Here is a 17269-nt window from a genome sequence, read left to right as displayed (position 1 = left end):
CGGTTGCCACGCCCAGTTACCGGACGGCCGAAAACCCGACCTGCCTGTCGGTGGTGAGATCACCGGCCGGAAACCGCTCGGCGATTCCGCCCACGGAAATCGCTCGGCGATTCCGCAAAGGGGGGATACGGATTCGTTGTGGCCGTTCAGGAGTGGGTGAGGGCTCGGCGAGCGTAGGCACGGACGTCGGCGTCGGTGTCGTCGAGCACGGATTCCAGGGCGGTGCGGGCGGCGGGGTGGGCCGGCCAGTCGGCGAGGGTGAGGACGGCGGCCTTGCGGACGTCGGGGTGCGGGTCGGTGAGGGCGGTGTGCAGGGGTTCGGTGGCGGTTTCCGGGCCCAGGGCGGTATGGCCGCGGGCCGCACCGACGCGGACCTGCCAGGCCGAATCACGCAGGGCAGCAGTGAGAATCGGTGCGTCCGAGGTATCGCCGAGGGGCGCCAGGGCAGCCAGGGCGGCGGCGCGGACCAAGGGGTCGGGGTCGGTGGTGAGGGTGCGGAGGGTCTGCGCGCCACCGCGGCCGACGGTGGCCAAGCCGTGGGCGGCGGCGATGCGGACCTCCCGGTTCTCGTCGTGGGCCGCCGTTTCCAGGGCGGACCAGTCGTCCAGCGACACCAGGGCGCGGACCCCCTCGACGCGGACGCGATGATCGTTGTCGTGCACCGCCTTCGTGAACTGTTCGGTGGTGCCGGCGTGGAGGGCGCGGAGCAGATCGACCACGGCGGCCCGCACCTGAGGATCGGGAGAACCGGTGTGCGCGGGCAGGACACCCGGATGCGGCGGATCCGCGATGGTCACGTCGCGGGGCAGGATCTCCACGAGTTCGCGCAGGCCCGCGATGGCGGCAGCACGCACGGGCGCCTCGGTGTCGCCGAGTGCGGCGACGAGGGCCTCGGCGAAGCCGTCCGGGGTGTTCTCGGTGAGGACCGAGAGAGCGGTGGCGCGGACCCGGGGCTGCGAATCCGCCAGATAGGGAACGAGTTCGGCCACCGTGGGGGCGTCGAGTCGCAGCAGTTGGGCGATGCGGGGTGCGGCGGCATCGTCCGGTTCGTCGGCGCTGTGGATCGTGGTGCGGGTGGCGGCCGCGGCCGTGGTACCGGTGCGCGGCGGACCCGCGACGGGCTCCGGCTGGCGGACCGGGATCGGTTCGGTGGCGGCACTGGGCACATCGGCGAATTCGGGGACCGGCACCAGATACGGTGCGACCGGCCGCTTGAGGAATTCCATGGCGCCGTCGGCGTTCTTGCGCAGGTTCAGGTGGAAGCGCCAGTCGGTATCGTCGCGCTGCGGCAGATCGGCGCGTTCGTGGTAGAGACCCCAACGGGATTCGGTGCGGGTCAGTGACGAGCGGGCCGCCATCTCGGCGCAGTCGCGGATGAAGGTCACCTCGGCGCAGCGCATCAGCTCGTGCGGGGTGGTGGCGCCCATATCCGCGATCTCGGTGCGCATCCGGTCGAAGGTCTCGATCGCCAGCGACAACTTCGTCGATGTCTTCGGCGGGGCCACATAGTCGTTCACGAAGCGCCGGAGTTTGAATTCCACCTGGGGCTGGGGCGGGCCGTCGGGATGCCGCAGCGGACGGTAGATCAGTTCGTGCGCGGCAGTGAGTTGATCCGCCGGAAGTTCCTCGGGTGCGGTCACTTCCGCGAGAGTGGACGCGGCGTGCGCACCGGCCAGATCGCCGTAGACGAATGCGCCGATCATGTAGTTGTGCGGTACGCAGGCCAGATCGCCCGCGGCGTACAGGCCGGGGACGGTGGTCCGGGCGTGCTCGTCGACCCAGACGCCGGAGGCCGAATGTCCACTGCACAAACCGATCTCGGAGATGTGCATCTCGATGTCGTGGGTGCGGTAGTCGTGGCCGCGGTTGGCGTGGAAGGTACCGCGGGTCGGCCGCTCGGTGGTGTGCAGGATGCCCTCGAGCGATTCGAGGGTCTCGTTCGGCAGATGCGAGACCTTCAGATAGATGGGCCCGCGGGCGGATTCGATCTCCCGCTTCACCTCGGCCATCATCTGCCCGGACCAGTAGTCGGAATCGACGAAGCGCTCACCCTGCGCGTTCACCTGATAGCCGCCGAACGGGTTGGCGACATAGGCGCAGGCCGGTCCGTTGTAATCCTTGATCAGCGGGTTGATCTGGAAGCATTCGATACCGGACAGCTCGGCCCCGGCGTGGTAGGCCATGGCGTAACCGTCACCGGCGTTGGTGGGATTCTCGTAGGTGCCGTACAGGTAACCGGAGGCGGGCAGGCCGAGCCGGCCGCAGGCGCCGGTGGCCAGGATCACCGCCTTCGCGCCGACCGCGACGAATTCGCCCGTGCGCGTGTGCAATGCGGCCGCGCCGACGGCCCGGCCGTTCGCGGTCAGCACCCGCACCGGCATCAGCCGGTTCTCGATGCGGATCCGCTCGCGCATCTTCCGTTGCCGCAGTACGCGATACAGCGCCTTCTTGACGTCCTTGCCCTCCGGCATCGGCAGCACGTACGAGCCGGAGCGGTGCACCCGGCGGACCGCGTACTCGCCGTAGGCGTCCTTCTCGAACTTCACCCCGTAGCGCTCCAGCCGCTGCACCATCGCGAAGCCGCGCGTCGCCGTCTGATAGACGGTGCGCTGGTTGACGATTCCGTCGTTGGCGCGGGTGATCTCGGCGACGTAGTCCTCGGGTTCGGCCTTACCGGGGACGACGGCATTGTTGACCCCGTCCATCCCCATCGCCAGCGCGCCGGAGTGCCGCACGTGCGCCTTCTCCAGCAGCAGCACGTTCGCGCCCTGTTCGGCGGCGGTCAGCGCCGCCATGGTGCCGGCGGTGCCGCCGCCGATCACCAGTACGTCGCAGTCGAGGCGGGTGAATTCGGCCGAATCCGGAATCTGCATCGGGAACGCTCCACGGAGGGTCAGGACATCACGGCGATGTCGTCGGAATGGTCCAGTGCGGCAAGAATTTCGGCGCGCAGGCCGGAACGGTCGGCGGCGGCCTCGCGCGGCCGCGGCACCTCCAGCAGGGCGCGCGGCGGCCGGCCGGCGCGGCCCAGCACCACGATCCGGTCGCCGAGCAGCAGCGCCTCGTCGACGTCGTGGGTCACGAAGACGACCGTGGTCGGATGGGTGTGCCAGGTGTCGATCAGCAGCCGCTGCATGGTGGCGCGGGTGCGCGAGTCCAGCGCGCCGAACGGCTCGTCCATCAGCACCGCCCGCGGGGCGCCGGCCAGGCCGCGAGCCAGCTGTACGCGCTGCCGCATCCCGCCGGACAGTCGTTTCGGCAGATGATCGCCGAAGCCGGCGAGACCGACCTCCTCGATCCACCGATCCGCGCGTTCGCGCCGTCCGGCCCGCGGCACGCCCCGAAGTTTCAGTGCCAGTTCGATATTGGCGCGCACGGTGCGCCAGGGCAGCAGCGCGTCGTCCTGGAACACCATCGCCCGATCCCGGTCCGGACCCGTGACCGGGGTTCCGTCGGCGAGGATCCGGCCCGCGCGCGGCCGCAGCAGTCCGGCGAGTGCGCGCAGCACGGTCGATTTGCCGCAGCCCGAAGGTCCCGCCAGTACCAGGATCTCGCCCGGCCGCACGTCCAGGGTGAAGTCGGCGACCACGGCCGCTCCGCCGTAGGCCAGTTCGACACCGTCCAGCCGCAAACCCATTCCGGTGTCGCGTGTCATGCCGTGACCTCCTGCGCGCGCGGCAGCCACCGGGTCACCCGGCGGCCGGCCAGTTCGACCACCGCCGACGTGCCCAGTCCCAGTACGCCGATGGTGATGATGCCGACGAATACGCCGGGATAGTCCACGACCGTGTAGGCGGCCCAGGTGCGGTAGCCCACGCCGAGGCGGCCGGAGATCATCTCCGCCGAGATCACACAGATCCAGGACACGCCCATCCCGACCGAGAGCCCGCCGAATACGCCGGGCAGGCTGCCCGGCAACACCACTCGCCACAGCACGTCCCAGCGGCCGCCGCCCTGGGTGCGGATCGAGTCCTCCCAGATCGTCGGCAGCGCGCGCACCGCGTGCCGGGTGCTGACCATGATCGGGAAGAACGCGGCGAGGAAGGTGATGAACACGATTCCCGCCTCGTCGGTGGGGAACAGCAGGATCGCCACCGGCACGATCGCGATCGCCGGCACCGGCCGGAGCAGTTCGGTCAACGGCCCCAGCACATCCGACAGCAGCGGCGAGCGCGCCAGCGCGATACCCGTTGCCACGCCGAGCACTCCGGCCAGCCCGAATCCGCTCAGGATGCGGATCAGCGACTGCGCCAGATCCAGCCAGTAGGTGTTCGTCCCCAGCTGATGCCCGAGCGCGCGCAGGATCTGGGTCACGGTCGGCAGCGTGTCGAAGCGCACCCAGACCCGAATATGGTTGGCGGTCAACACCTGCCAGAGCAGTACGGCCAGCAGCACGGAGACGACCCGGATCGCGCGCGACCGCCACACCCGGCCACCCCGGGCCGGGGTCACGGGATCGGCGGGCGGGGCATCGGCGTCGAGCGCGGCCACCGGAATCGGTAAGGTCCCGAGGCTCGCGCTCATGATCGCACCTCGCCGACCGCCTGCTCGTAGGAGACCGCCACGCCGCCGGGGTGCGCCGCGAGGTACCGCTGCACCGCCGCGGGCGTCGTGAACGGCAGATAGGTGTCGCCCGCGTGCACCCACAGCGCCTTGTCGGCGAACCACCGGGTGCCGAATTCGGCGTCCGGCACATAGGCGGCGCGCACCTTCTTCCCTTGGGCGCGGGCCGCTTTCACCGCGCGCAGCAGGCCGGTGGGATCCGCCGCCGGGGTGGCGGTGTCCTGACCGTCGAGCCAGATCTCGCCGGCCAGGGCGGGATCGGACACCGGTCGGTTCGCGACCGGATCCGTACCGGTGATCGGCGCCGGATTGCCGAAGTTCGCCACGGCCGCGTCGTAGTTCGCGCCGTGTTCGGCGAACGCCTTGCGCAGCGGCTCGTCGTTCACGAACCCGTCGATGTCCAGATCGGCGAAGTCACCGATCGACTTCAGGTACGGCACATCACCTTTGAACGCCGAGATCAGCTGCGGCTTCAGCGGGGCGTCGAAGGAGGTGCCCCCCGGGCCGTTGTACAGGTACACCACCTCCGGCGGCAGTCCCGAACCGTCCGCGACCAGTTGCGCCGCCGTCAGCGGGTGCTGGTGCAGGAAGTCGGTCGCGTCGAGCTGGGCCTGGAGGAAGGCGTCGAGCACCTCCGGATGGTCCTTCGCGTAGTCGCGGCGGGCCACCACGCCGTGGAAAGTGGGCACGTTCAGTTCGGCGCCGTCGTACAGCAGCCTGGCCTTGTTCTGGAACACCAGCAGTCCGGGCCACGCCACGAACTGCGACAACGCTTGTACCTGACCGGATTCCAGGGCCGACGCGCCGACCTGCGGTTGCTGGTTGAGCACCTCGACGCCGGACTTCGGGTCGATGCCGGTGCGGCTCAACGCCTGTCGCAGCAACCCGTCACTGGCCGAACCGACGCTGGAGGACACCTTCCGCCCGGCGAGGTCGCGCAGCGACTGCACCGACGAATCCTGGCCCACCACAATCATGTTCAGCGAACCGTGCGGCTGATAGCCGGTGACGGAGACCAATTCGGTGCGCGACTTCTCGGTCGCCTGCGTGCGGGATCCGTTGATCAGCAGCGGATAGTCGCCCATCGAGCCGATATCGATCTTCTGCGCGACCATCTGGGCGGTGATCGGGGCGCCGGTGTCGTAATCCTGCCACTCCACGCGGTATTTCGGCCCGCCCTTCGCGCTCAGCGCGGAGAGCCGTTGTTCCAGAAAGCCTTTCGCTTTCAGGAGGGTGCCGGCGGTGACGGTGTTGATGGTCTTGGACTGATATCCGACGACGACCGCGACGGTGCCGGCGGAATCCGAAGTGCTGTCGAGCGAACAACCCGCGGCGGCCAGGGCCAGGGTCGCGGCGACGGCGACGAGACGGGCAGGACGGTACTTCATAGGGATCCTTGCGGGGGCGGCGCCGCAACAGCAGCGCGGGAGGCGGACGCGGATTCGCCGCTCATCGGGACGGACGGAAATGCGCTGCGGTGTCACGAGTTCGCAGCGGCCACGGATTCAGCGCAGCAGATAGGGCATGTTCACGGTGACGGCGCCGGTGGGACAGCGCGCCGCGCACGGCCCGCAGTACCAGCACTCGTCGACGTGCATGAACGCCTTGCCGTTGTCCGGATTGATCGCCAGCGAATCCAGCGGGCAGATCTCCACGCACAGTGTGCAGCCCTGGATACACAGGGATTCGTCGATCGTCACCGGGACATCGGCGCGCTGGTTGACCAGGGTCATCGGATCAGCCTCCAATCGCTGGCGTCGGCGGGCCGGAACAGGCTGCCGCGCATGGTGATACGGTCGCCGCGCATCCGGATGTACTCCAGATCCACCGGCCGGCCGTCGTCGAGCCGGGTGAGTCGTTCGAGCAGCAGCAGCGCGCCGCCCTCGGGCATCTGCAGGGTCGCCGCCGAATGGGTGTCGGCGGTGATGGCCTCCAGCACCAGATCGGCGGATCCCAGTGGCCCGCCGCTGATCTCCTCGATCAGGGCGAAGATGTCGTTGGACTCCAGATCGCGGTCCAGCACCGCCTCGCCGATATCGGGGGCGAGGTAGGTGAGGTCCAGGCTCAGCGGCAGATCGCCGAGGTAGCGCAGCCGTTCGAGGTACACCGCCTGCACACCCGGCTCCAGTCGCAGCCGGCGCGCGACGGCGGGCGGCGGATCCTCCCGGCGGGCCGCGCGCACCTCGTTGCGTACCTCGCCGTGCCCGCGCAGGGTTTCCTTCAGCCCGCGCAGGGTGTCCAGGCCGTGATCGTATTTGCGTTGCGCCACATGGGTGCCGACCTTGGGGGCGCGCTCGATGAGCCGTTCGTCCTTGAGCAGCGCCAGCGCGTCGCGCACGGTGTTGCGGGAGACGGCGAATTCCGCGGCCAGTTCGGTCTCGCTCGGCAGCGCGTGCGCGAAGGCGCCGGTATGGATCTGCTGGCGCAGGATGTCGGCGACCTGCCGGGCCCGGTCCGCCCGCCGGACGCGGTCGCCGCCCGCCGCGCGAACCGGACGGTCGGTGATATCGATCCCGTCCATCTCGACAGGCCGCAGCCGGTGATCGTGCCCACTGCCGCCGCTGGGCTCGTCGCCGGCCGCGGCCGGGCCGTTTCCGGCGCTCGGGCCGGGGTCGTGCGACGGCGCCGGTGCTGGCATCATCCGATCCTCCTTCATGCCCGTGACCTGCTGGTTCGTCACTGTACCGAGACTGTTCGCCGGTATCGGCGGGCCGGCGCCGGGCCGTCGGCGCGGGCGGTGGATTCCGCCGCCGGCCCGATGGTCCGGCCTGGCTGGATGCGCCGGATCGGGGCTATTACGCCACCGGCCCCAGGGGCGGAAAAGTTATGTTCAGGGTGATCGGAATGGATGCAGACCGCCCGGTCTGGCGTCTTCGAGACATGGGATGTTACATTTTGAAACATGTCTCCCAGCCATCCGAACGCCGCACACGTCACGTATGTGACGGTTGCGCTCGGTGTACGGCTGCCGCGGCAACGGGAACTGTGTTGCTCCCGGCCGCGCAGCTGAGAACCGCTCTTCGAGTCCTCCGGTAAGATCTCTCGGCCCTTCTCGCTGCCTTGTTGCTGTCTCGGAATTCGTCCCCTTGCCGCGGGGACCTCAACAAGGATTGCCGCCTCATGACGAGCCCCACCCTCGAGCGACCGTCTAATTCCGCCCTGTCCGCCACCCGGACCGCGCCCGCCCGACCCGCCGTTCCCCCCGAGCTGCGCATCGCCGACAACCCGGCCGCCGCAGTGCTCCGGGCCGCCACCCGTGGCCCCATCTTCCGTGACACCGCCGCACAGGCAACCGGATTGAGTATCGCCACCGTCAATCGCCAAGTGGCGGCCCTGCTTTCGGCCGGGTTGCTGCGAGAACGCGCCGATCTCACCGCATCCGGCGCGGTCGGCCGTCCCCGGGTTCCGTTCGAGGTCGACACCGACTCGTACGCGACCCTGGGCGTGCACATCGGCGCCAACGTCACCCGCATGATCGCCGCCGACCTGTCCGGCCGCATCCTCGGTGGCCTGGAGATCGCCACCCCGCAGACCGGTCAGGAGGCCGCGCTCACCATCATCGCCCGCAGCGCCAAGGCGTTCCTGGACCGGTTACCGCGCCGCCGCCCGTTATGGAGCGGTATCGCGCTGGCCGGCCGGGTCGACGCGGCCGCCGGTGTGGTGGACCATCCGCGCCTGGACTGGCACGCCGCGCCGGTCGGCGCGGTATTCGGCAGTGTGCTGGACCTGCCCGTCTCGGTCGCCGCGCACGTGGAGGCGATGGCCGCCGCCGAACTGCTACTGGCCACCGGCGACGAGCCGCGCACGCATCCGGACAGCAGCCTCTACATCTACGCGCGGGAGACCGCCGGTATCGCGGTGACGCTGCACGATCGCGTGCACACGCCGAGCAGCGGTCCCGGTTCCATCGCGCACCTGCCCACCGGTTCCGATATCGAATGCCGCTGCGGCCGGCGCGGCTGCCTCGAGGCCACCGTCGGTGAGGCGGCGGTGCTGGGCCGTGCCGTACGGGCGGGCATCGTGCCGAAGCGGGAGGCGCCGCGGCGCCCGGTGATCGCCGATCTGTACCGGGCGGCCGACTCCGGGTCGGAACCGGCGCGCGAGGTGCTGCTGGAGCGAGCCGAGATCCTCGGTCGCGCAGCGGCTCTGATCCGCGACATGTTCAATCCGGATCGGGTGGTACTGGGCGGGCAGGCCTTCACCGGCTACCGGCCCGGAATCGACCGGGTGGCAAGGGCTTTCGCGCAGAGCACCACCCTGCCGCCGGCCGATCTGCGGATCAGCCGGTTCGGCGGCCGGGTGCAGGAGCACGCCGCGGCGGTCACCTCGCTGAGCGTCTTCTACGCCGACCCGCTGTCGGCGATGCGGCGCGCCACCCGCACCCCGCGCTGACCCGCGGTCCTCATCGGCTCAGGACGCGAACCGCGTTGTCGCGCACCGCGATACCGGTTCGCGTCTTGGGCACCAGCAGCATTCCGGCGGTGCGGAATCCGCGCTGCCGCGGCCGGACCAGCCGGCGGTGCCGCCGCTCGTAGCGGGCGAGCGCCCCGGTGAGATCGCCGGGCGTCGCGGCGAGTTCCTCGGCGAGCGTGTACGCGCCGCAGATCGCGAGCGTGGAACCGTCGCCGAACAGCGACAGGCTCGACGCCGCGTCGCCGACCAGGGCGATCCGGCCGGAACTCCAGTGCGGCAACACCACTCGCGTCACCGCGTCGAAGTACACGTCCTCGGCCGCGCCGACCGCGTCGAGGTAGGGCTCGAACACGCCCAGCCGTCCGCCGTAGACCGACGCGATCATCCCGAACTGCCGCGCGGTGTCGCGATAGTCCAGGTCCGGTACCGGTTCGTGCCGGAACATGAAGGCGGCCACCGGTTGTCCCGCACCCGGATGTACCGACAGCGCCGCGCCCGGCAGGTTGTACATGACGACCTCGTCCGGCGCGGCGAACGGCCGGTCCACCGGCAGCGTCGCCACGTACATGCCGAGGTTGCGGGTGAACTCCGGCTCCGGGCCGAAGGCCAGCCGGCGGACCGTCGAATGGACGCCGTCGGCGCCGACCACCAGATCGAAATGCGCCGATTCGGCGCGGGCGAAGGTGACGTCGACCCCGGATCCGGCGGGGGTGAGCGCGGTGACGGTGTCGTCCCAGCGGATCTCGGCTTCACCGGCGGCGGCCGCCAGCAGGGTCGCGGCCAGCGTGGACCGGGAGATCTCCACCTCGCGGTCGCCGGCCGAACTCTGGAAGCTCCGCATACTCACCGACGACCGGATCTGTCCCGTGCGGTCGGCGAACACCAGCCGGTTCGTGTGCGAGGCCGCCGCCCGCAACTGCGGCATCACCCCCATGCGCTCGGCCACGTCCACCGCGGCGCCCTTCACGTCGACGGGATTTCCGCTGGACCGCAGCCCCGCGGCGCGTTCGGTGACGGTGACCCGGTGGCCGTGCCGGGCCAGCCAGTAGGCCAGGGTCGAGCCGGCGACACCGGCGCCGGAGATCAGGATGCGTGCGCCCATTTCGGCTTCCTCTCATCAAGTGGACGAAATTCGTCCGCTACGGCTCTACGGTACGCTAACCGGAACATTTTCGTCCACATGTTTCTCGTACCATTTCCCGGAGCGGAAGCAGACGAGTTCGAAGAGGTGCGCCGATGGCCGAACAACTGCGGGCCGACGCCCGCAGCAATCGCGATCAGATCCTGGCCGCGGCCCAGGTCATCTTCCGCGAACACGGGGTCGACGTCCCGATGAAGGCCATCGCGGATCAGGCCGGTGTCGGCGTCGGCACGCTGTATCGCCGATTTCCGGACCGCGCCGCGCTGATCAGCGCCGCGGCCCACGCCTATCTGACGGGTCTGGCCGATCTGGCCACCACCGCCCAGCAAGAGGAGGCCGGTGCCTGGCCCACGCTGTGCCGGATCCTGCGCGAATGCGCCGAACTACGCCTCGGCGCGATGGCCTCCGCGCTGGAACCGGGTCTGCACGGCGACATCCGCAACGACGCGACCCTCGCCGCCCCGCGCGCCCGCATCGCGGACCTGATCATCGCGCTCACCGAACAGGCACACGCCGACGGCGACCTACGCCCCGACGTCACCGCCGACGACGTGGCGAGCCTGATGACCCTCCAGGTCTACGTACTACCGGAACAGTCCTACTCCGCAACCGTCCACCGCGTCATGACGATCGCCCTGAACGGCATGCGCCCCAACCCCGAACCCCCCGAACGAAGCAAGGACTGACCCCGGTCAACGGCCCCACCCGGCCGATGGCTCACCCCTGTTGTTCGAGACAAAGGGGGCCACGAACCCGCCGAAGCGAAGCGAAGGCCGAAAACTCAAGCGAACAAGCCCTCGAGGGCGGTGATGAAGTAGGGGAAGTGGCCGGCGAAGCGGTGCAGGTTGCGGTCGCGCTCGAAGCCGCCGAACCAGTACAGGCCCGGATTCCGGTCGTTGGTGGGGTCCAGGTCGCGGAAGGCGCGGATCCAGTTGTCGACGCGGCCGCCGATGATGGTGAACGGCAGGGCACGGGAGAACACCAGTTCCCGGTCGGCCGAGGGGATCTGGCCGGCCTGCACCGCATCGAGGCCGCGTTGCAGGGCGCGCACCTGCCCGGCCAGCTTCCGGCCCGCGGCCGTGCGGCGGGGCAGATAGCGCGGCAGCAGCAGCGCCGCCACGCCGCCGAGCGCGACGGCCACGCCGACCAGGGCATGCCGTCCGGCGACGGCGAGCCCCACGGTCGCGCCGATGCCCACCACCAGCAGCGCGATACCCAGCCAGAAGGCGAGGCCGCGCCGGGCGGGGTCGATCAGGGTGCCGTTCGCGGCGGCGTCGGCGCGCAGCGCGGCCCGCGCCGGATTCGCCGCCACCCGCCCGCGCAGCTCGGACACCTGCACCGAATCGGTGCCGTCGGGCAGCAGCGCGCGGTACACCTCCCGCTCGTAGCCCCGCAGCTGATCGTCGGCGGCGTTGACCCGGTTGATCCGCCAGTCGGCATCGCTGATCGGGGTGATCCACAGGTAGCGCCGCACGGCCAGATCGACCACGGTGGCGGCCAGATCGGTGGCGTCGGCCGAGGCGTCGAGCAGCAGTCCGGCCTCACCGGGCAGCACCCCGTCGGGGGAGATGAACTCGGCTCGATTGTCCTTGTGCCGCACCGGATCCAGCGGTTCCCGCGCCGCCAGCGCCGCGGCGTCCTGGCGCCGGGACCAGAACACGAAACCGGCGGCGGCGAGCAGCGCGGCCACCAGGACGCCGAAGGCGACCAGGACCGGTGCGCCGAAGGAGAACGCGGTCGATCCCTTCCCGTCGTGGATGTCGGCGTTCGGCGGCACCGTACCCGGTGGCAACTGCATGCTCAGATCGATGATGTCGCCCTTGCGCAGCCCGTCCTTGTGCAGGGTCAGGACCCCGTCGGGCTCGACTCGCACATCGGCACAGAGCTGTTGCTGCCCGGCCGGCCCGATCTTGCAGTCCGCGATACCCATTCGGAAGCTGGGGCTGATCACCGAGGCGGTGATCGAGGCGACGTCGGTGTTGAGCACGCCGGTCCAGCGGAACACCTGGCTGCCCGGTGCGTCGTTGACGGTGCCGTGCACGGTGTAGTTGAACGAGGAGTCGCCGGGCCGCGCCTCGACGGTGAACAGGTCGCCGTCCACCGTGGCCGTGCCGGCGCCGGTGGAGCCGATATCGGTGACGGTGAAGCGCCGTTCCCCGCTGTCGCCGAACGCGACTCGCAGCGGCAGCACCATGTGGAACTGCCCGCCCGGCGGTACCTGTATCTTCTCCGCGACCTGCATCAGGCCGTCGTCGGTGAGTTTGATGTCCGCCGCGATGGTGACGCCGTCGATCGGATCCTGTGCCTGCGCAACCGGACCCGCGGCGAACAAGCCCGCGGCGACCAGCCATAGAGCGCCCAGGGCGCCCCCCCGAGAGATAAGCATGAAGCCAGATCTTAGACAGCTTGGTATGGTTCGTCATCGGCTGTAGAAGCGCCGACTCGGGAAGTACCTGCTAGAAACGGGGGCACGGGGGAGTGAGTCAACCACCCTACGGATACGGTTCGATACCGCCAAACAGTCGACCGGCGCCGTACGGGACGCCGTCCCATCCAGGTCAGGGGTACGGGCAGCCGGGATACCCGGCGCCACAATCATATCCGCAAGGGCGGCCGCCGCATCCGCAGCAGCCGTATTCCTCTCCCTACCCGGCCGCGCCGCAGTATCCGGCGCGGGCGCCGCAGCCCTACGGCCCGCCCGGCCGGCCGCCGCAGCGCCGCCGCGGTGGCGGGGGAATCGGCACGGTCCTGGTGGTTCTCGTACTCATCGTCGCGGGGCTGGTGGTGCGGGGCGCGATCAGCGGGAGCAAGCCCGGCAGCACCACTCCGTCGGACTCCGGCGCGCACTACACCTACCCCTCCGGCGTGCCGGCCCCCGGCAACGGAAAGGATTCCGGCGCCACGGGAGTCGCCGCGACCGGCGCCAATCCGCTGCTGGCCGACCCGGGTTCGCCGCTGAGTCCGGCGCACTGCGACTACGCCCCCTGGGGTACCCAGGTCGAGACGGCCCGCAAGTTCTTCACCAGTGCCGCATCATGTCTGGAGCAGGCGTGGCGCCCGGTGCTCACCGCCGACAAACTGCCGTTCACCCCGCCCAAGCTGAACGTCACGGCGACCACGGCCGGTATCACCACCCCGTGCACCGGTAACAGCAGCAATTTCGCCGCCTTCTACTGCAGCGCCGACCAGACCATCTACCTCCCCATCAGCCAGTTGCAGACCGACATGTTCCAGAACCATTGGGAGGTCTACCTGTCGGTCTTCGCGCACGAGTACGGCCATCACGTGCAGGCGCAGGCCGGGATCATGGCCGCGGCCAACAAGCAGCGCCGGGACGCGGGCGTGACCAGCTCCGGCGGTCTCGAGATCTCGCGTCGAATCGAGTTGCAGGCCAACTGCTTCGACGGCATGTTCCTGGCCGCGACCTCCGGCGGTGGTTCGCTCACCTCCGCGCAGACCACGATCACCCGCAAGGACGCCTACGGTCGCGGCGACGCCGGCGGCGATATGCGCGACCACGGCACCTCGCAGCACATGGGCGATTGGTGGAGCGCGGGTTTCGACGACAACAAGACCGCGCAGTGCAACACCTTCACTGCCTCGGCAACCGATGTGAGCTGAGGCGACGATGAGCTACCCGCCGGGATATCCACCACCGCAAGGGTTTCCGCCGCCACCGGGTTACGGGCCGCCGCCCGGCCCCGGGGCCCCCGGTTACGGGGCCCCCGGTTACGGTGCGCCGCAACCCTATCCACCGTCGGGCGGGTATCCCGGTCGGCCGCCGGGCTTTCCGCCGCTGCCGCCGTCGGGGTATCCGTATCCGCCGCGTCGCTCCGGCGGTGGCGGCGGGATACTGATCGCGGTGTTCGCGGTGTTGCTGGTGGTCGTGCTGGCCGCCGCCGCACTGGTGTTCGCGGTCGCGGGTGGCAGCAGCACGAATACCGCGCACCCGTCCTTCCCGCCGCCGAGTTTCACCTATCCGTCGACCGCCGACGCCGCGGTCCCCACCTCCGCCGCGCCGGTGCCCACCGCGGCCGCCCGGACGAGTTACGTCTCCCGGACCACGAGCGCGATCGCCACGACACCCACGCCCACCGGGCCGCGTCCGGCGACCGTCGACAACGCGATCTTCGCCGATCCCGAATACGGCCTGCAGAACATCGCGTGCGACTATCCGCGCTGGGCTTCGGATCAGGCGTCGGCGCGGGCCTTCTTCGAGGCGGCGCGCGGTTGCCTGGACCGGATGTGGCAGCCGCTGCTGCGCGCGGCCGGACTGTCGTTCGCCACCCCGAATATCGCGGTGCCGGTCCACGCCGCCGACCAGCCGTCGCCGTGCACCGGCGGATCGCCGAACTACGCCGCCTTCTACTGCTCGGCGAACAGCACCATCTACATGCCGCTGGACAAGATCCAGGTCGATATGTACGGCAACGACGCGGTCATCTACCTGGCGGTCTTCGCACACGAGTACGGCCACCACGTACAGGCGATGTCCGGGATCATGGCCAAGGAGAGCCGGGACCGCTACAACGCCGGGCAGAGTTCCGCGGCCGGCGCCGAGCTGTCCCGGCGCCTGGAGCTGGAGGCGCAATGCTTCGGCGGAATGTTCGTCGGCTCCTCGCAGGCGGCCGGAACCGTCACCGCGCAGCAGGGTCAGCACACCATCGACGACAGCTACACCCGTGGCGATCGGCCCGGTGACGTCCGCGACCACGGCACCACGAGGCATTACGGCGACTGGTGGGCGCAGGGCTACAAGTCGAACCGCTCGCAGCAGTGCAATACCTGGAACGCCGATTCCGGCGATGTCTCCTGACGGTTCACCGCACGTCGTGCAGTAATTCCGAATCGCTTGCGGCGCCGGACTTTTCGAGGTCCGGCGCATCCTCCTCGTGCAGGCCGAGCCGCTCGTGCAGGCGTGCGAGTGGCCGCGGCGCCCACCAGTTCGCGGTGCCCATCAAGCGCATCAAGGCCGGTACCAGCAGGCCGCGGATGAGGGTGGCGTCGGCGAGCACCGTCAGCGTCAGGCCGAGCCCGAACATCTGCATGAACGACACCTTCGACGACACCAGCGCGCCCAGCACGATCGCCATCAGCAGCGCCGCGGCGGTGACGATGCGGCCGGTGCGTGCCACGCCGATCGCCACCGAGCGCACGTTGTCGTCGCGCGTGCGCGGCGAGGCCAGCCACGCCTCGCGGATCCGTGACAGCAGGAACACCTCGTAGTCCATGGACATGCCGAAGGCCACGCAGAACATCAGGATCGGCATAGTCGGCACGAGCGTGCCTGTGGGCGTGAATCCGATCAGCCGGGACAGATGTCCCTCCTGGAAGATCCACACCATCATCCCGAACATCGCCGACAGCGACAGTGTATTGAGCACCACCGTCTTCAGCGGCAGCACCACACTGCCGGTGAACAGGAACAGCACCACCACGGTGGCGAGCACGATCAGCGCGAGCGCCAGCGGCAACCGGGCGCCCAGTGAGCGCAGGGAATCGGCGTTGATCGCCGCGCTGCCGCCGAACATGGCGGGCGCCGGTGGGGGTACCGCGCGCAGATTCTGCAACTGCTGCTTCCCGGCGGGAGCAAAGGGGTCCAGATCGCTTGCCGCCACCAGGTACTGACCGGTGGCGTTGGCCATTCGGGCCGGTGCATCGGCCATCCGATGCCCGCGGATGTACACACCGGTATCCGACAGCACCGCGGATACCTGGGGGACGGACGACAGCGCGGCTGCGTAACTGCCCGCGTCACCGGAATATCCGTCGAGCAGCACGGTGGTGCCACCGCCGGTGTTGATCGCGGGGAACTCGTGGCGCAGCACATCGCCGACGGCCCGGCTGCTGGCGCCGGTGGGCAGCACCCGATCGTCCGGATAGCCGAATTTCACGCCGAGAAAGGGTGCGCCCAAGGTCAGCAGCACGATGATCAGCACCACCGAGACCGGCACCGCGTGGCGCATGGTCACGGTCACGGTGCGGTACCAGAAGGTCTGCTCGAGCGGGCGTGGTCGCGGTGCGGGGCGCCGGAACAGCCGCCGGACCGGCTCGCGCAGATCCCACGCGTTGACCCGCTCGCCGAGCAGCACCATCGCCGCGGGCAGAATTACGATCGATGCGGCGGCCGCCGCCACCACCACCGCGACCCCGGCGTAGGCGAACGACTGCAGGAAGAACAGGTTGAACACCGCGAGCACGGCCAGCGCCAGCGCCACCGTGAGGGCGGAGAACAACACCGTGCGGCCCGCGGTCACCGCCGCCCGGATGGCGGCGTCGCGCGGGGCCCGGCCGTCGGCCAGTTCCTCCCGGAACCTGCTGACGATGAAGAGGCTGTAGTCGATCGCCAGGGCCAGGCCCATCGCCGTGGTCATGTTCAAGGCGAACACCGAGACGTCGGCGAGCAGCGCGCAGACCCGCAGGATCGCCAGCGTGACCAGGATCGCGAATATCCCGATCGCGAGCGGCAGCGACGCGGCGATCACACTGCCGAACACCAGCACCAGGACCAGCAGGGTCAGTGGCACGGCGATCGCCTCGGCGACCGCGAGATCCTTGGTGACCTGGCTGTTCGCCTCGTGGAACATGGTGGCCGAGCCGCCCTGGAGCATGTGTATGCCGGGGACGCGGGTGGCCGGCAACTCGTCCAGCTCGTCGGCGACCTTCCCGGCCGCTTTCTCGGAGGCCTCGTCGCCGCCGGTCAGATAGGCCAGGATCAGGCCCTGTTTCGCGTCGGTGCTGCGCAGGGTCGCCCGGACCGCCGGTGGGCTGGTCCAGTACGAGCGCAGACCGGCGATATCCGGCCGCGCCTGTAACCGGTCGAGCACGGCGTGCGCCGCGGCCTCCGCGGCCGGACTGTCGACTCCCTGGTCCGCTCCGATCAGCACCACCAGATTCGGGTCGGCGCCGTCGAAATGATCGGCCAGCAGCCGCGCGGAGCGGGCGGATTCCGCGTCGCCCGGCACGAAACCACCGCCCTTGAGTTCACCGGCGACCGAGGACCCGAACACTCCGCACAACAGCGCCACCACCAGCGCGAGGAACAAGGTGGTGCGCGGATGCCCAGTGGTGAGGCGGGCCAGGCGAGTCAGCATTGGGCGTCCCCCTGAAACGGCCGTACGGTGACGGTGCCAGCCTATCCGGGTGACCGTG

13 protein-coding genes are annotated in these 17269 nt (G+C 69.9%); 4 read left to right on the top strand and 9 right to left on the bottom strand.

Annotated elements, in window-relative coordinates:
- Nucleotides 1-146: 146 nt before the first annotated feature.
- From G361_RS0135000 to G361_RS0134975, 6 genes are all read right to left on the bottom strand, one after another.
- On the bottom strand, nt 147-2873 hold the full coding sequence (locus tag G361_RS0135000; RefSeq protein ID WP_019931807.1) for a fumarate reductase/succinate dehydrogenase flavoprotein subunit: 2727 nt from the start codon (nt 2871-2873) through the stop codon (nt 147-149).
- Nucleotides 2874-2893: 20 nt separating this feature from the next.
- Complete coding sequence (locus tag G361_RS0134995) at nt 2894-3655, bottom strand: ABC transporter ATP-binding protein (protein ID WP_026343878.1); 762 nt, start codon at nt 3653-3655, stop codon at nt 2894-2896.
- Complete coding sequence (locus G361_RS0134990) at nt 3652-4524, bottom strand: ABC transporter permease (protein WP_026343877.1); 873 nt, start codon at nt 4522-4524, stop codon at nt 3652-3654. Before G361_RS0134990 ends, G361_RS0134995 begins: the two co-directional genes overlap by 4 nt.
- Entirely contained in the window at nt 4521-5951 is a 1431-nt protein-coding gene (locus G361_RS0134985) for an ABC transporter substrate-binding protein (protein WP_019931804.1), read from the bottom strand. The genes G361_RS0134990 and G361_RS0134985 overlap by 4 nt, the downstream gene beginning before the upstream one ends.
- Before the next feature lie 117 nt (nt 5952-6068).
- A complete protein-coding gene (locus tag G361_RS0134980) occupies nt 6069-6296 on the bottom strand; it encodes a ferredoxin family protein (RefSeq protein ID WP_019931803.1) in 228 nt (75 codons plus the stop codon).
- Entirely contained in the window at nt 6293-7084 is a 792-nt protein-coding gene (locus tag G361_RS0134975; protein WP_026343876.1) for a GntR family transcriptional regulator, read from the bottom strand. Before G361_RS0134975 ends, G361_RS0134980 begins: the two co-directional genes overlap by 4 nt.
- A gap of 599 nt (nt 7085-7683) precedes the next feature.
- Between G361_RS0134975 and G361_RS0134970 the strand changes: the two genes are divergently transcribed.
- A complete protein-coding gene (locus G361_RS0134970) occupies nt 7684-8955 on the top strand; it encodes an ROK family protein (protein WP_026343875.1) in 1272 nt (423 codons plus the stop codon).
- A 10-nt stretch (nt 8956-8965) separates the two neighbouring features.
- On the opposite strand, the gene G361_RS0134965 is transcribed toward G361_RS0134970, so the two are convergent.
- Nucleotides 8966-10078, bottom strand: coding sequence for an FAD-dependent monooxygenase (locus G361_RS0134965; protein WP_019931800.1), 1113 nt, complete (start codon nt 10076-10078; stop codon nt 8966-8968).
- 134 nt (nt 10079-10212) lie between these two features.
- Between G361_RS0134965 and G361_RS45880 the strand changes: the two genes are divergently transcribed.
- On the top strand, nt 10213-10803 hold the full coding sequence (locus G361_RS45880; protein WP_019931799.1) for a TetR/AcrR family transcriptional regulator: 591 nt from the start codon (nt 10213-10215) through the stop codon (nt 10801-10803).
- Nucleotides 10804-10898: 95 nt separating this feature from the next.
- Here the strand turns inward: G361_RS45880 and G361_RS0134955 are convergent, their stop codons facing one another.
- Nucleotides 10899-12503, bottom strand: coding sequence for a DUF2207 family protein (locus G361_RS0134955; protein ID WP_026343874.1), 1605 nt, complete (start codon nt 12501-12503; stop codon nt 10899-10901).
- A 365-nt stretch (nt 12504-12868) separates the two neighbouring features.
- Between G361_RS0134955 and G361_RS0134950 the strand changes: the two genes are divergently transcribed.
- Together G361_RS0134950 and G361_RS0134945 are read left to right on the top strand one after the other, a co-directional pair.
- On the top strand, nt 12869-13738 hold the full coding sequence (locus G361_RS0134950) for a neutral zinc metallopeptidase (protein WP_019931797.1): 870 nt from the start codon (nt 12869-12871) through the stop codon (nt 13736-13738).
- Between the two features lie 241 nt (nt 13739-13979).
- Entirely contained in the window at nt 13980-14933 is a 954-nt protein-coding gene (locus G361_RS0134945) for a neutral zinc metallopeptidase (RefSeq protein WP_019931796.1), read from the top strand.
- A 4-nt stretch (nt 14934-14937) separates the two neighbouring features.
- On the opposite strand, the gene G361_RS0134940 is transcribed toward G361_RS0134945, so the two are convergent.
- Nucleotides 14938-17211, bottom strand: a complete 2274-nt coding sequence (locus G361_RS0134940; RefSeq protein ID WP_019931795.1) for an MMPL family transporter — start codon at nt 17209-17211, stop codon at nt 14938-14940.
- Between the last annotated feature and the right edge of the window lie 58 nt (nt 17212-17269).

Origin of the sequence: Nocardia sp. BMG111209 (assembly GCF_000381925.1) — a bacterium.
In the GTDB taxonomy this organism is placed as follows: Bacteria; Actinomycetota; Actinomycetes; order Mycobacteriales; family Mycobacteriaceae; genus Nocardia.
This window is presented reverse-complemented; position numbering and strand designations above follow the sequence as displayed.

Bases quoted from the DNA above. Each gene is read 5' to 3' on its own strand.
- G361_RS0135000 (WP_019931807.1), bottom strand. From the start codon at position 2,873: ATGCAGATTCCGGATTCGGCCGAATTCACCCGCCTCGACTGCGACGTA.
- G361_RS0134995 (WP_026343878.1), bottom strand. From the start codon at position 3,655: ATGACACGCGACACCGGAATGGGTTTGCGGCTGGACGGTGTCGAACTG.
- G361_RS0134990 (WP_026343877.1), bottom strand. From the start codon at position 4,524: ATGAGCGCGAGCCTCGGGACCTTACCGATTCCGGTGGCCGCGCTCGAC.
- G361_RS0134985 (WP_019931804.1), bottom strand. From the start codon at position 5,951: ATGAAGTACCGTCCTGCCCGTCTCGTCGCCGTCGCCGCGACCCTGGCC.
- G361_RS0134980 (WP_019931803.1), bottom strand. From the start codon at position 6,296: ATGACCCTGGTCAACCAGCGCGCCGATGTCCCGGTGACGATCGACGAA.
- G361_RS0134975 (WP_026343876.1), bottom strand. From the start codon at position 7,084: ATGGACGGGATCGATATCACCGACCGTCCGGTTCGCGCGGCGGGCGGC.
- G361_RS0134970 (WP_026343875.1), top strand. From the start codon at position 7,684: ATGACGAGCCCCACCCTCGAGCGACCGTCTAATTCCGCCCTGTCCGCC.
- G361_RS0134965 (WP_019931800.1), bottom strand. From the start codon at position 10,078: ATGGGCGCACGCATCCTGATCTCCGGCGCCGGTGTCGCCGGCTCGACC.
- G361_RS45880 (WP_019931799.1), top strand. From the start codon at position 10,213: ATGGCCGAACAACTGCGGGCCGACGCCCGCAGCAATCGCGATCAGATC.
- G361_RS0134955 (WP_026343874.1), bottom strand. From the start codon at position 12,503: ATGCTTATCTCTCGGGGGGGCGCCCTGGGCGCTCTATGGCTGGTCGCC.
- G361_RS0134940 (WP_019931795.1), bottom strand. From the start codon at position 17,211: ATGCTGACTCGCCTGGCCCGCCTCACCACTGGGCATCCGCGCACCACC.